9 protein-coding genes are annotated in these 14,869 nt (G+C 71.0%); 7 read left to right on the forward strand and 2 right to left on the reverse strand.

Annotation, left to right across the window (positions count from 1 at the left end):
- Positions 1-191 precede the first annotated feature (191 nt).
- The 7 genes from RLT57_RS25080 to RLT57_RS25110 all read left to right on the forward strand — a co-directional run bounded on the left by RLT57_RS25080 (position 192) and on the right by RLT57_RS25110 (position 9,979).
- On the forward strand, positions 192-1,394 hold the full coding sequence (locus tag RLT57_RS25080; RefSeq protein ID WP_311299518.1) for an ROK family transcriptional regulator: 1,203 nt from the start codon (positions 192-194) through the stop codon (positions 1,392-1,394).
- Positions 1,395-1,533: 139 nt separating this feature from the next.
- A complete protein-coding gene (locus RLT57_RS25085; RefSeq protein ID WP_311299519.1) occupies positions 1,534-2,625 on the forward strand; it encodes a sugar ABC transporter substrate-binding protein in 1,092 nt (363 codons plus the stop codon).
- A 230-nt stretch (positions 2,626-2,855) separates the two neighbouring features.
- Positions 2,856-3,644, forward strand: coding sequence for an ATP-binding cassette domain-containing protein (locus RLT57_RS25090; protein WP_311299520.1), 789 nt, complete (start codon positions 2,856-2,858; stop codon positions 3,642-3,644).
- Complete coding sequence (locus tag RLT57_RS25095; protein ID WP_399129345.1) at positions 3,641-4,933, forward strand: sugar ABC transporter permease; 1,293 nt, start codon at positions 3,641-3,643, stop codon at positions 4,931-4,933. Before RLT57_RS25090 ends, RLT57_RS25095 begins: the two co-directional genes overlap by 4 nt.
- A gap of 267 nt (positions 4,934-5,200) precedes the next feature.
- Positions 5,201-7,189, forward strand: a complete 1,989-nt coding sequence (gene dxs, locus RLT57_RS25100; protein ID WP_311299521.1) for a 1-deoxy-D-xylulose-5-phosphate synthase — start codon at positions 5,201-5,203, stop codon at positions 7,187-7,189.
- A gap of 262 nt (positions 7,190-7,451) precedes the next feature.
- Positions 7,452-8,972, forward strand: a complete 1,521-nt coding sequence (locus RLT57_RS25105) for an amino acid permease (protein WP_311299522.1) — start codon at positions 7,452-7,454, stop codon at positions 8,970-8,972.
- Between the two features lie 149 nt (positions 8,973-9,121).
- Positions 9,122-9,979, forward strand: a complete 858-nt coding sequence (locus RLT57_RS25110) for a DsbA family protein (RefSeq protein WP_311299523.1) — start codon at positions 9,122-9,124, stop codon at positions 9,977-9,979.
- 1,427 nt (positions 9,980-11,406) lie between these two features.
- Here RLT57_RS25110 and RLT57_RS25115 read toward each other — a convergent pair.
- Both RLT57_RS25115 and RLT57_RS25120 read right to left on the reverse strand, forming a co-directional pair.
- Positions 11,407-13,533 carry a 3-hydroxyacyl-CoA dehydrogenase NAD-binding domain-containing protein gene (locus RLT57_RS25115; RefSeq protein ID WP_311299524.1) on the reverse strand — a complete coding sequence of 709 codons (2,127 nt, stop codon included), beginning with the start codon at positions 13,531-13,533 and terminating at the stop codon, positions 11,407-11,409.
- Positions 13,530-14,750, reverse strand: a complete 1,221-nt coding sequence (locus RLT57_RS25120; RefSeq protein ID WP_311299525.1) for a thiolase family protein — start codon at positions 14,748-14,750, stop codon at positions 13,530-13,532. The genes RLT57_RS25115 and RLT57_RS25120 overlap by 4 nt, the downstream gene beginning before the upstream one ends.
- Positions 14,751-14,869: the final 119 nt, after the last annotated feature.

Genomic DNA, 14,869 nt, shown 5'->3' on the forward strand with positions numbered 1-14,869 from the left:
GGAGCCGCCGCTCGGCGTCCAGGAGCGATGCGCATAACGGAGTGGTTCTGCCCCTTGACGGGACATCGCCCCAAACACTCAACTTAGAGTTCACATGTTGTAGACGACGGGGTCTCGCTGGTGTGATGCCGGCGTGGGTGCCCGTCCGTGCGGGCAGCCGGAGGCGCTCCGTCTGCCGGGCAGGAGTGGAAGTGGAGACTCCGGGATCGCAGTCATCGCTGCACCGGGCCAACCTGGAACGCGTCGTGCGTGCCGTACGGCTCGCCGGGTCGCTGACCCAGGCCGAGATCGCCAGGAGTACGGGGCTGTCCGCCGCGACGGTGTCCAACATCGTCCGCGAACTGCGGGACAACGGAACGGTGCAGGTCACGCCGACCTCCTCGGGAGGTCGGCGGGCGCGCAGCGTGGCGCTGTCCGGGGACGCCGGCATCGTCGTCGGGGTCGATTTCGGCCACTCGCACCTGCGGGTCGCGGTCGGCAACCTGGCCCACCAGGTCCTCGCCGAGCAGTCGGAGCCGATCGACGTGGACGCCTCCGCCTCGCAGGGTTTCGACCGGGCCGAGCAATTGGTGGCCCGGCTGGTGGAGTCCACCGGCATCAACCCGGAGAAGGTGCTCGGCGTCGGGCTCGGCGTGCCGGGCCCGATCGACATGGAGTCGGGCACCCTGGGGTCGACGGCCATACTGCCCGGCTGGAGCGGCATCAACCCTCGTCAGGAGCTGACCGACCGGCTCGGCGTCCCGGTCCAGGTGGACAACGACGCCAACCTCGGCGCGCTCGGCGAGCTGGTCTGGGGCGGCGGCCGGGGGGTGAAAAACCTGGCGTACATCAAGGTGGCCAGCGGTGTCGGCGCCGGCCTGGTGATAGACGGCCGGATCTACCGTGGACCCGGCGGCACGGCCGGCGAGATCGGCCACATCACCCTCGACGAGTCCGGGCCGGTGTGCCGCTGCGGCAACCGCGGCTGTCTGGAAACGTTCACCGCGGCGCGCTACGTGCTGGAACTGCTGCGCGGCAGCCACGGCGACGGTCTGACCGTGCCCAAGATGGTCCAGCTGGCCCGGCAGGGCGACCCGGGCTGCCGCCGGGTGATCGGCGACGTCGGCCGGCACATCGGCATGGGCGTCGCGAGCCTCTGCAACATCCTGAACCCCAGCAGAATCGTGCTGGGCGGCGACCTGGCCGAGGCCGGTGAGCTGGTGCTGGGTCCGATAAGGGAATCGGTGTCCCGCTACGCGATCCCCAGCGCGGCGCAGCGGCTGTCGGTGATGCCCGGCGCGCTGGGCGCCCGTGCGGAGGTTCTGGGGGCTCTTGCCCTGGTGTTGAGCGAGATGGGCGATTCGACCCTTCTGGATGGAAATGTCCAGACCGATGAGCCCGCATTTTCGGCATAACTGAGCGTTCACACAGCTAACGAAACGCGCCGTTGCCATCTCGTTAAGTGTTTACTTCTTGACGACACGGTGCCAGCCGGAGTTGACTCACGACCACCTCGGCCGCGGTGTTGCGGCCCTGTCAGGGAGGCAACCTCACATGAACGCAATGACGCGTCGCTTCGCTGTCGGAACGGTAGCCGTTTCGATCGCGCTCACCATGGCCGCTTGTGGCAAGGCGGGTGACGACAAGGGGTCGAGCAGCAGTGACAGCAAGGCCAAGTCCATCGGCCTGCTGCTGCCGGAGAACGCGACCACCCGTTACGAGAAGTTCGACCGCCCGCTGATCGAGGCGAAGATCAAGGAACTCTGCCCCGACTGTGTCGTCAACTACGACAACGCCGCCGCCGACCCGCAGAAGCAGGCGCAGCAGGTCAACAGCATGATCACCAAGGGCGTCAAGGTCCTCATCCTGGACCCGCAGGACTCCGTCGGCATCAAGTCCTCCGTCGAGGCCGCCGTCGCCAAGGGTATCAAGGTCGTCGCCTACGACCGTCTCGCCGAGGGCCCCATCTCCGCCTACGTCTCGTACGACAACGAGAAGGTCGGCGAGTTGCAGGGCCAGGCGCTGCTGGACGCGATGGGTCCCAACGCCACCCCGCAGTCCAAGATCGTGATGATCGACGGTGACCCCGCCGACCCGAACGCCGCCCAGTTCAAGGCCGGTGCCCACAAGATCCTCGACGGCAAGGTCGACATCGCCTACGAGCAGAGCGGTCTGTGGAAGGACACCGTCGCCAACCAGAAGGTGACCGCGGCGATCACCCAGCTCGGCAAGTCCTCCATCAAGGGCGTCTACTCCGCCAACGACGGCATGGCCGGCGGTATCGCCACCGCCCTCAAGGGCGCCGGCATCAGCGTCCCGCTGACCGGCCAGGACGCCGAGCTCGCGGGTCTGCAGAGGATCCTGACCAACGCCCAGACCAGCACGATCTACAAGGCCTACAAGCCCGAGGCGGACGCCACCGCCGAGATCGCGGTCGACCTGCTCCTGGGCAAGGACTTCAAGTCGGCCGCCGACACCACCGCGACCAGCGCCTCCGGCCAGACCGTGCCGGCCAAGCTGCTGCCCGCCACGTCGGTCACCAAGGCCAACATCAAGGACACGGTGATCAAGGACGGTCTGTACACGACCGCCCAGCTGTGCACCGCCGAGTTCGCCCAGGCGTGCAAGGACGCCGGCATCTCGTAGTACCGGCAACACCCTCCTGTAGAAGCCTGTCCGGCGCCCCGCCTCAACCAAACCACCCCGCTGCCGAGGCGGGGCGCCGGACGGAAACGCTTACGCCGGGAGGCGGCAGTGCAGGGGAGCGGGCATACCCCTTCCCCCGTTCCCCGTTCTCTTGTCATCCTGTGCTTTGCGCACTCCCTCCGCGGCTGTATCCAGCACGCGGCATCCCCGCCGGTCAGGCGGCGAAGGAGATGGTTCACGTGTCCGCTACGCCCGTGCTGGCGTTGCGCGGAGTCTCCAAGCGCTTCGGTGCGGTCCAGGCCCTCACCGATGTCGAGCTTGAGATCAATTCCGGAGAGGTGGTCGCCCTGGTCGGCGACAACGGCGCCGGAAAGTCCACGCTGGTCAAGACGATCGCCGGGGTTCACCCCATCGACGAGGGTGTCATCGAGTGGGAGGGCAGGCCGGTCAGCATCCACCGGCCGCAGGACGCCCAGCAGCTCGGTATCGCCACCGTCTACCAGGACCTCGCCCTGTGCGACAACCTGGACGTGGTGGGCAACCTCTTCCTCGGACGGGAGCTGATCCGCTTCGGCAGCCTCGACGAGGTCACGATGGAAAAGCGCGCCCGCGAACTCCTCAGCACCCTGTCGATCCGGATCCCCAGCGTGCGGATCCCCATCGCCAGCCTCTCCGGTGGCCAGCGCCAGGTCGTCGCCATCGCCCGCGCCCTGATCGGCGACCCCAAGGTCGTCATCCTCGACGAGCCCACGGCAGCCCTCGGCGTCGAGCAGACCGCACAGGTCCTCGACCTGGTCGAGCGGCTGCGCGAGCGGGGCCTCGGGGTGATCCTGATCAGCCACAACATGGCCGATGTGACCGCCGTCGCGGACACCGTCCACGTGCTGCGGCTGGGCAAGAACAACGGTGCCTTCCCGGTCAAGGGCACGACGAACGAAGTGATCATCGCGGCGATCACCGGCGCCACGGACAACGCCGTGACCCGTCGGCAGGCGCGCAACGTGGAGGCGGCCAAGTGAGCAGCGACAACAGCACCCTCGACACGTCGAAGCCGGCGGACGAGGTGCCTCCTCCCGCGGTCGAGGCGGTCGACCCGCGGCTGCTGATCCGCGAAGAGGGGCTCCGGGGCTACCTCACCGAGTTCAAGCGCCGCCTCAAGGGCGGCGAGCTGGGATCACTGCCGGTCGTCGTCGGCCTGATCATCATCTGGACGATCTTCCAGGTGAAGGACAGCCTGTTCCTCAGCTCGAACAACATGGTCAACATCAGCTACTTCCTGTCCGCCACGGGCATGATCGCCATCGGCCTGGTGTTCGTCCTGCTGCTCGGCGAGATCGACCTGTCGGTGGCCTCGGTCAGCGGCCTGTCGGCGGCGATCTTCGCGATCTTCGCCACCACCCACGGGATGAACCCGTGGCTGGCCGTCCTGCTGACCGTGCTGACCGGTATCGGCATCGGCGCGATCCACGGCTTCTTCTTCGCCAAGATCGGCGTACCGGCGTTCGTCGTCACCCTGGCCGGCAACCTCGGCTGGAACGGCCTGATGCTCTGGGTGCTCGGCTCCACCGGCAGCCTCTCGATCCAGGACCACGGCCCGATGCACCTCCTGGGCCAGCGCTCCTTCTTCATGAACCAGTCGATCGCCGGCGCGTACGTCCTCGCCACGGTCGGCGTGGCCGCGCTGCTGGTCAGCTCGCTCGTCGAGCAGTACCGCCGCCGACAGGCCGGCGTCCCGTTCCGGCCCACCAGCGAGATCCTGCTGCGCGTGGTGGCCCTCGCGGTGGTCTCCTACGTGGCCGCGTACGTGCTCAACAAGTCCTCCGGCGTGCCCAACGCGCTGGTGATCTTCCTGGTCGCCCTGGTGGTCTGCGACTTCGTGCTGCGCCGCACCACCTTCGGCCGCAAGGTCTTCGCGGTCGGCGGCGGCATCGAGGCCGCCCGCCGCGCCGGCATCAGCGTCGCCGCGATCCGGATTGCGGTGTTCGCCATCTCCGGCGGCTTCGCGGCCATCGGCGGCCTGTTCCTGGCCGGCCAGACCTACACCGCCACCCTGCAGGCCGGACAGGGCAACCTGCTGATGCTCGCCATCGCGGCGGCCGTCATCGGCGGCACCAGCCTCTTCGGCGGCCGCGGCAACGTCTGGTCGGCGCTGCTCGGCATGCTGGTCATCCAGTCCATCCAGACCGGCCTGGACCTGCTCAACATGAGCACCTCCATCCAGTACATGATCACCGGCGCGGTGCTGCTCGCCGCGGTCGTCATCGACTCGGTGTCCCGGCAGACCCAGAAGACCTCCGGCCGGGCCTAGGCCCCGCCGGCGGCCCGACGGCGCGCCCCCACCGCACCACCCCGACCGCCGGGCGGACCTGGATTTCAGGACCGCCCGGCGGTTTTGCCTGCCGGTACGTCCTGCTCCGTGCCCCGCCGGCGCCGGGATCCGGGCCGGGATTTGGGCCGGGATCCGCGGCGGGTGACATTCCTCGCACGGGTCGGCCGACGCGCCGGTAACCGGAACATTAGACTCATCCGAAGGCCGGACCGGCCCAGGCCCGGCGATGCGACAGAGGAGGAACGGGTGGCAGTGCTGACCCGTATCAACGGACCCCGCGACCTCGACCGACTCGGCCAGGCCGAGCTGGTGGAACTGGCCGGCGAGATCCGTGCCTTCCTCGTCGACGCGGTGTCCAAGACCGGTGGGCACCTCGGCCCCAACCTCGGTGTCGTCGAACTGACCATCGCACTGCACCGGGTGTTCCACTCCCCGAAGGACCGGGTGCTCTTCGACACCGGGCACCAGGCGTACGTGCACAAGCTGCTGACCGGCCGGCAGGACTTCACCGGACTCAAGAGCAAGGGCGGCCTGTCCGGCTACCCGTCGCGGGCGGAGTCCGAGCACGACGTGATCGAGAACAGCCACGCCTCCACCGTGCTGGGCTGGGCCGACGGCCTGGCCAAGGCCAACGAGCTGCTCGGACGGGACGACCACGTGGCCGCCGTCATCGGCGACGGCGCGCTCACCGGAGGCATGGCCTGGGAGGCGCTGAACAACATCGCCGCCGCCAGGGACCGGCCGCTGGTCATCGTCGTCAACGACAACGAGTGGTCCTACTCCCCGACCATCGGCGGCCTCGCTAACCACCTCGCCACCCTGCGCACCACCGACGGCTACGAGCAGTTCCTCGCCCGCACCCGCGAGCTGCTGGAGCGCACCCCGCTGATCGGCCGGCCGCTCTACGAGACCCTGCACGGCGCCAAGAAGGGCCTGAAGGACTTCATCACCCCGCAGGGCATGTTCGAGGACCTGGGCCTGAAGTACCTCGGACCGATCGACGGCCACGACATCGAGGCGGTCGAGTCCGCCCTGCAGCGCGCCAAGCGGTTCCGTGGCCCGGTCATCGTGCACTGCATCACCGAGAAGGGCCGCGGCTACCGGCCCGCCGAGCGCGACGAGACCGACCGCTTCCACGGCATCGGCCCGATCCACCCCGACACCGGACTGCCGGTCGCCGCCGCCGGCGCCGACTGGACCTCGGTCTTCGGTGACGAGATGCTCGAACTCGGCAGGGAACGCGACGACATCGTCGCCATCACCGCCGCCATGCTGCACCCGGTCGGCCTGACCAAGTTCGCCGCCGCCTTCCCGCACCGGGTCTACGACGTCGGCATCGCCGAACAGCACGCGGCGACCTCCGCCGCCGGCCTGGCCACCGGCGGTCTGCACCCGGTGGTGGCGGTCTACGCGACGTTCCTGAACCGGGCCTTCGACCAGGTGCTGATGGACGTGGCGCTGCACCGGTGCGGGGTCACCTTCGTCCTGGACCGGGCCGGCGTCACCGGCAGCGACGGCGCCTCGCACAACGGCATGTGGGACATGTCGATCCTCCAGGTCGTCCCCGGCCTGCGGATCGCCGCCCCGCGCGACGCCGAACAGGTACGGGCGCAGCTGCGTGAGGCCGTCGCGGTCGAGGACGCCCCGACCGTGGTCCGCTACTCCAAGGGCGCGGTCGGCCCCGCGGTCACCGCGCTCGGCCGGATCGGCGGCATGGACCTGCTCCGCGGCCCCGCCGACGGCACCGAGCACCCCGACGTGCTGCTGGTCTCGGTCGGCGCGCTCGCCCCGATGTGCCTGGAGATCGCCGGCCTGCTCGACGCCCAGGGCATCACCAGCACGGTGGTCGACCCGCGCTGGGTCAAGCCGGTCGATCCCGCGCTCCCTGAACTGGCCGCCCGGCACCGGCTGGTGGTCACCGTGGAGGACAACGGGCGGGTCGGCGGCGTCGGCGCCGCGATCGCCCAGGCGCTGCGCGACGCCGAAGTGGACGTGCCGCTGCGCGACTTCGGCATCCCGCCGCGGTTCCTCGCGCACGGCTCCCGCAAGGACGTCATGGCCGGCATCGGCCTCACCGCCCCCGACATCGCCCGCCAGGTGACCGGCGTGGTCGCCACCATCGACGGCCGGTTCGCCGACGAGGCGGAGCCCGGGGCCGCCGGACCGGCGGTGCCCGCCGACGGCGCCGAGGGCGCCGGGCGGCCGGACTCCGCGGCGGAGACCGCCCGCGACTGACCGGCCGCGACCGACCGCCTGCTGTTGTCGGCCGCGGCGGCCGAGCGCGCCGGCGGCCGGCCGGGGCGGCGGCCGGAGACCGGCGGCCCACGACCGGCCCGGGGCGTCACCCGGCGACCAGGGGGTCCACTCGAAAGGGTGGACCCCCTTCGCCATGGGCGTACGCGCAGGCGCGCCTGTAGGGGTGAGGCGACCCACCGCAGTGGAGTAACGCCTGCCGCCTCGAGCCCGGAGCCGGCCGACCCACCCTGGAGGTGCGCCCGTGACCACCGACACGCAGGACAACCCCACGACCCCGCATCCCCCGCCGCGGGGGCTGTTCCGCACCAAGAGCGTCGAGCAGTCCATCGCCGACACCGAGGAGCCCCGGCACGGCCTGCGCAAGACCCTGTCCGCGCTCGACCTGATGGTCTACGGCGTCGGCGTCATCGTCGGCACCGGCATCTTCGTGGTCACCGGCTCGGTCGCCAGGCAGTTCGCCGGCCCGGCCGTGGCACTGGCCTTCATCGCCTCCGCGGTCGTCTGCGGACTGGCCGCCCTGTGCTACGCCGAGTTCGCCTCCACCGTGCCGGTGGCCGGCTCCGCGTACACCTTCGGCTACGCCTCCATCGGGGAGCTGCCCGCCTGGATCATCGGCTGGGACCTGGTCCTCGAACTCGCCCTCGGCGCGGGCGTGGTGGCCGGCGGCTGGTCCGGCTACGTGGCCGAGCTGCTGTCCCACTTCGGCATCGACGTCCCCACCCGGCTCAGCCACCGGGGCGGCCACTTCGGCTTCGACATCCTCGCCTCGGGGCTCGTCCTGGCGCTCACCGGCATCGTGCTGGCCGGTATGAAGCTGTCCGCCCGGATCACCGGCCTGGTCGTCGCGGTCAAGGTCACCGTCGTACTGGTGGTGATCTTCGCCGGACTGTTCTTCATCACCGGCAGCAACTACTCGCCGTTCCTGCCGCCGTCCAGGCCCCACCCGGCCGGCGACTCCCAGCTGCACGCGCCACTGGTCCAGCTGCTGTTCGGCTTCACCCCGTCGTCCTTCGGCGTGATGGGCGTCTTCTCCGCCGCCGCGGTCGTCTTCTTCGCCTTCATCGGCTTCGACATCGTCGCCACCGCCGCGGAGGAGACCCGCAACCCCCAGCGCGACATGCCCCGCGGCATCCTCGGCTCCCTGGTGGTGTGCACCGTCTTGTATGTGTCGGTGTCGCTGGTGGTCACCGGCATGCAGAAGTACACGCGGCTGGATCCCGACGCTCCGCTGGCGTCCGCGTTCAAGTCCGTCGGCGCGCCCTTCTGGTCCGGTCTGATCAGCTTCGGCGCTGCGGTCGGCCTGACCTCGGTGGTGATGATCCTGCTGCTCGGCCAGACCCGGGTGTTCTTCGCGATGAGCCGTGACGGACTGCTGCCGCGGGCCTTCTCCCGGGTGCACCCCAGGTTCGGCACGCCCTACCGCACCACCGTCCTGCTGGGAGTGGTGGTGGCGCTGATCGCCGGCTTCTTCTCGGTGGGGCAGCTGGAGCAGATGGTGAACATCGGCACCCTGTTCGCGTTCGTCGTGGTCGCCGTCGGGGTGGTCGTGCTGCGCCGCACCCGGCCCGATCTGCACCGCGCGTTCCGGGCGCCCTGGGTGCCGGTGCTGCCCGTGCTGTCGGTGTGCGCCTCGCTGTGGCTGATGCTCAACCTGAGCGCGGAGACCTGGCTGCGGTTCGCCGCCTGGATGCTGCTCGGTCTCGCGGTCTACTTCGGCTACGGCCGCTCGCACAGCAGGCTGGGCCGCGGCGCCGGCCGCTGACCCCGCCGCTCCCGCCGAGCCCGCCCTCCCCGCGGGCCGTACGGGACCGGGCCCCGGCGCCCGCCGCCGGGGCCCGGCTTCGTGGAACGGACGGGACCGGTGGTAGAAATGCGCGGAGAGCAGTGCGGGATGATCGAGGTGGCGTAGTCATGACGGAGTCCAAGGGACCCGACAACCAGGACGGTACGGCGGTCCCTGGCAAGAAGAAGCGCGGCGGCCGGCTCCGGCGCCTGCGGCCGTACGCGTTCGCGGTGGTGTCCGTGGCCGTGGTGTTCGGCGTCTCGGCGGTGATCGGCGCGCACGTCCGGGCGGGCAAGGACGACAAGGTGAGCGAGCCCGCGAACGCGGTCGGCCCCGCCGCGGTGCCCACCGGCCCGGCCGACACCGCCTCGCCGACGCCGAGCGCCGCCGGCCCGAAGCTCGACATGCCGGTCCACCCGTCGGTCCCGGTCACCGTGACGATCTACGAGGACCTGCGCAGCCCGGTCTCCAAGGCGTTCGCCGACACGTACGGGCCGGTCCTGACACAGCTGCTGACCACCGGCCAGATGCAGATCCACTACCGGCTGGTCACCTCCTCCGACCGCAAGTACGGTGGCACGGGCTCGCTGGAGGCGGCCAACGCGGCGGCCTGCGCGCAGGACCAGGGCCGTTTCACGCAGTTCGTCGACCAGGTGTTCAAGAACCAGCCGGACCCGCAGACCGACTCCCTGGCCAAGGAGAGCGTGCTGAAGGAGCTGGCGCTGAAGGCCCACAAGATCCAGATGGGCAAGTTCGAGCCCTGCCTGGAACAGCACGACCACCTCGGCTGGGCGAAGAAGTCGCAGACCGACTACGCCGCCTCCGGTCTTGGCGCCCTGCCGGTGGTGCAGGTGAACCACACCACGATCAAGGACGTGGAGTCCTCGCTGACCCCGCAGAAGCTGCACAGGCTGGTGCTGGCGGAGGCCAAGCGCGTGATCGCCCTCCAGGACACCCCCTCCGCCACGCCCACCACGACGGGCTGACCCCTCGCCGATCCCCGCCGGGCGGTGCGCCCGGCTGCGCCGCTCCTCCGCGGTCGGGACGTTCACACCTTCAGCAGATGGCGCGACGCGTCTCGCCACTTTTGTGGCGAAACCGGGTACTGAAGGCATGTGACATCCGACCACAGAGGAGCGGCGTGTGCGTCGAGACCGGTGTTGGAGCTTTCCGCGGAGGCGCCGCCGACGGTCCGGTGGCCGCGGGGGCGAGCCGTCGGGGGTAACCGGAGCCCCGGGGGGTGCCGTCGGCGGTATCGGTACGGTGGGGCGGGTGCCCGCGGCGGGTGCCCGGTGGGGTGGGTGCCCGCCGGTGGGTGCCGTCGGGCGTCAGCGAGCCGTTGGGTGGGTGCCCGGCGGGGTGGGGGCGCCCTGGGGCGGGTGCCCGGTGGCGGTGGGGTGCCCGTGGGCGGGTGCCGTACGGCGTGGGGGTACTCATTCGTGGGTGCGGTTGGGCGTTGGGGCGCCGTCCGTCCCCCTTTTTTTGCCGCCTTCTCGCCTCCGGGCGCTTGGGTCCGGTGTCGACGGTCGACCGTGCTCATTCGCTCGTTCCTCGCTCGCTCCGCGCGCTCTTCCTTTCGACACCGGCGCGCCCTTCGGCTCACCGGCTACCCGGCGGACCGTCGAGCGGGTCGGTACCCCTGCGGGGTGCCGTACGGCGCCAGGCTGGGCAGCCCAGCCCCCGGAGCTCGGCCCCCTCGGGTGCCCTGACGCCCGACGGCACCCCCGTGGGGCACCGATACCGCCTGGGGTTCGGCCGGTAGCCGGTGAGCCGAAGGGCGCGCCGGGGGGGCACATGAACCGGTCGAGGCAAGGCGTCAGGGGCGCGTCGGGAGACGGCGACTGTGGACGGGCCATTCGGCTGGGGATATCGGGGCATCGCGGCTTGCCCGGGGAGTCGGCCGAGCTGGTCCGGACGGCGATTCGCGAGGTCGTGAGCCGTTGTCCGGCGGGCGGCTTGGTGGGCCTGTCGTGCGTTGCGGACGGGCCGGACGCCTGGTTCGCCCGGACCGGGATCGACCATGGCGCACGCCTCGAAGTGGTCGTGCCGGCCCGCGAGTACCGCGCGTCGCTGCCCGAGTGGCACCACGACACCTACGACGCCCCTCCCGCGCCAGGCGTCCGGAGTGCACGGGACCGGCCTTCAGCAGTCCGATCCCATGCGTACAGGGTGGGAAGCGAGGTGCTGGTCGGCTTGGCCGACGAGGTCGTCGCGGTATGGGACGGCCTACCGGCTCGTGGCTACGGGGGCACCGCCGACGTGGTGCGGCACCCCGCGTACCCGGGCGGGCCGGGCTCTCCCGGCCCGCCCGGGGCCGACCGGATCCCGCCCGAGGGGGAGGAGCCCGGCCCGCCGAGGCACCGCAGGGAGAGCCCGGCCCGCCCGGGTCCGGAGGGCCGGGCCCCGGGATCCGCTACGCGGGAACGCTCGCCACGCCCGGTGCGAGGAACGCCTTGCCGTTCACCCGTTCGGAGACGCCCTCGCGGTCGAGGTAGGGGGTGATGCCGCCGAGGTGGAAGGGCCAGCCCGCGCCGGTGATGAGGCACAGGTCGATGTCCTGGGGCTCGGCGACGACGCCGTCGGCCAGCATCAGGCCGATCTCCTGGGCCACCGCGTCCAGTACCCGGGTGCGAACCTGGTCCTCGGTGAGGACGGTGTCGCCCTGCTGGAGGAGGGCGGCGACCTCCGGGTCCAGTTCCGGTGTGCCGGAGTCGTAGACGTAGAAGCCGCGCTTGCCGGCCTTGACGACGGCCGCGAGGTTCGGCGAGACGGTGAAGCGGTCCGGGAAGGCGCCGTGCAGCGTCTGCGAGACGTGCAGGCCGATGGCGGGGCCGACCAGTTCCAGCAGGACCAGCGGGGACATCGGCAGGCCGAGCGGCTCCACCGCCCGCTCGGCGACGGCCACCGGGGTGCCCTCGTCGATGACGTTCTGGATCTCGCCCATGAAGCGGGTCAGGATCCGGTTGACGACGAACGCCGGGGCGTCCTTGACCAGGACCGCGGTCTTCTTCAGCTGCTTGGCGACGGCGAACGCGGTGGCCAGCGACGGGTCGTCGGTGGACTCGCCGCGGACGATCTCCAGCAGCGGCAGCACCGCGACCGGGTTGAAGAAGTGGAAGCCGACGACCCGCTCGGGGTGGTCCAGCTTCGCGGCCATCTCCGAGACCGACAGCGAGGAGGTGTTGGTGGCCAGGATCGCGTCCGGCCGGACCACCGCCTCCAGTTCCGCGAAGACCTGCTGCTTGACGCCCAGTTCCTCGAAGACGGCCTCGATCACGAAGTCCGCGTCACCGAACGCGGTCGCCTTGTCCAGGTGGCCGGTGACCAGCGCCTTGAGCCGGTTGGCCTTGTCCTGGGCGACGCGGCCCTTGACGAGCAGCTTGTCGATCTCGCCGTGCACGTAGCCGACGCCCTTGTCGATCCGCTCCTGGTCGATGTCGGTCAGTACGACCGGCACCTCCAGCCGGCGGGCGAAGAGCAGGGCCAGCTGGGAGGCCATCAGGCCCGCGCCGACCACGCCGACCTTGGTGACCGGGCGGGCCAGCGTCTTGTCCGGCGCCCCGGCCGGGCGCTTGGCGCGCCGCTGCACCAGGTTGAAGGCGTAGAGGCCGCTGCGCAGTTCGCCGCCCATGATCAGGTCGGCCAGCGCCAGGTCCTCGGCGGCGAAACCCTGTTCCAGGTCGCCGTTCCGCGCCGCCGCGATGATGTCCAGCGCGCGGTACGCGGCCGGGGCCGCGCCGTGCACCTTGCCGTCGGCGATGGACCGGCCGCGGGCCACCGCCTGGTCCCAGGCGGCGCCGCGGTCCACCTCGGGCCGTGCCACCTCGATCTCGCCCTTGAGGACGGCCGCGGTCCAGGCCAGCGACTGCTCCAGGAAGTCCGCGGCCTCGAACAGCGCGTCGGCGATGCCGAGTTCGTAGACCTGGGGGCCCTTGAGCTGGCGGTTCTGGTTGAGTGAGTTCTCGATCACGACGGTGACCGCGCGGTCGGCGCCGATCAGGTTCGGCAGCAGGGTGCAGCCGCCCCAGCCGGGGACCAGGCCGAGGAAGACCTCGGGCAGCGAGAAGGCCGGCACCGAGGCGGACACCGTGCGGTATGTGCAGTGCAGGCCGACCTCGACACCGCCGCCCATCGCGGCGCCGTTGTAGTAGGCGAAGGTCGGCACGGCCAGCGACCGCAGGCGCTTGAAGACGTCGTGGCCGCCCTGGCCGATGGCCAGCGCGTCCTTGTGCTCCTTGAGCAGTTCGACGCCCTTGAGGTCGGCGCCCACCGCGAAGATGAACGGCTTGCCGGTGATGCCGACACCGGCGATCACGCCGTCGGCCGCCTCCTGCGCCACCTGGTCGACGGCGGCGTCGAGGTTCGCCAGCGACTGCGGGCCGAAGGTGGTCGGCTTGGTGTGGTCCAGGCCGTTGTCCAGGGTGATGAGCGCGAAGCGGCCCGCGCCCGGCAGGTCCAGATGGCGTACCAGGGCACTGGTGACGACCTCGCCGGGGAACAGCTCGGCCGCCCCCTTCAGCAGCTCGGTGGTGGAACTCACTTGCCGCTCCCGTCGAAGTGGGGGTTCTCCCAGATGACCGTGCCGCCCATGCCGAAGCCGACGCACATCGTGGTGATGCCGTAGCGCACCTGCGGCTGCTCCTCGAACTGCCGGGCCAGCTGCGTCATCAGCCGCACCCCGGAGGAGGCCAGCGGGTGGCCGAAGGCGATGGCGCCGCCGTACCGGTTGACCCGCGGGTCGTCGTCGGCGATGCCGTAGTGGTCCAGCAGCGACAGCACCTGCACCGCGAACGCCTCGTTGACCTCGAACAGGCCGATGTCGTCGATGCCCAGGCCCGCCTTGGCGAGCGCCTTCTCGGTGGCCGGGATCGGGCCGATGCCCATCACCTCCGGCTCGACGCCGGCGAAGGCGTACGACACCAGGCGCATCCTGACCGGCAGTCCCAGCTCCTCGGCGACGTCCTCGGCGGCCAGCAGCGAGGCGGTGGCGCCGTCGTTGAGACCGGCCGCGTTGCCCGCGGTGACCCGGCCGTGCGGCCGGAACGGCGTCTTGAGGCCGGCGAGCTGCTCCAGCGTGGTGCCCGGCCGCATCGGCTCGTCGGCGGTGGCCAGGCCCCAGCCGGTCTCGCCGGCCTCGGGGTCGGTGCGGCGGATCGCGATCGGCACCAGGTCCTGCTGGATCCGGCCGTCGGCGTATGCCTTGGCGGCCTTCTCCTGGCTGTGCACGGCGAACTCGTCGGCGCGCTGCCTGGTCAGCCGCGGGAAGCGGTCGTGCAGGTTCTCCGCGGTCATGCCCATGAACATCGCGGACTCGTCGACCAGCTTCTCGGAGACGAACCGCGGGTTGGGGTCCACGCCCTCGCCCATCGGGTGCCGGCCCATGTGCTCCACGCCGCCGGCGACCACCAGGTCGTAGGCGCCGAAGGCGACGCCGCCGGCCGTGGTCGTGACCGCGGTCATCGCGCCGGCGCACATCCGGTCAACGGAGAAGCCGGGCACGGTGGTCGGCAGTCCGGCCAGGATGGCGGCGGTACGGCCCAGGGTCAGCCCCTGGTCGCCGATCTGCGTGGTGGCCGCGACCGCGACCTCGTCGATCCGGGCCGGGTCCAGGTCCGGGTTGCGCCGCAGCAGCTCCCGGATGCACTTGATCACCAGGTCGTCGGCGCGGGTCTCGTGGTAGATGCCCTTCGGGCCCGCTTTGCCGAACGGGGTGCGGACGCCGTCGACGAAGACGACATCCCTCACGCTACGCGGCACGATGGCTCTCCCTCTGCTTGGTGTTCGCTCGTCGGCGCGACCGGGGGAATGGTGAACGAGCGGGGCGACGTGACTCCGGGAAGTGAACGCGTTCCCCCGCCATGCTACTCGTCGGTAAC

It is taken from the genome of Streptomyces sp. ITFR-21 (assembly GCF_031844685.1).
Taxonomy (GTDB): Bacteria; Actinomycetota; Actinomycetes; order Streptomycetales; family Streptomycetaceae; genus Actinacidiphila.

Excerpts from the sequence above, each read along its gene's own strand:
- RLT57_RS25085 (WP_311299519.1), top strand. The coding sequence starts at position 1,534 with ATGAACGCAATGACGCGTCGCTTCGCTGTCGGAACGGTAGCCGTTTCG.
- RLT57_RS25090 (WP_311299520.1), top strand. The coding sequence starts at position 2,856 with ATGGTTCACGTGTCCGCTACGCCCGTGCTGGCGTTGCGCGGAGTCTCC.
- RLT57_RS25110 (WP_311299523.1), top strand. The coding sequence starts at position 9,122 with ATGACGGAGTCCAAGGGACCCGACAACCAGGACGGTACGGCGGTCCCT.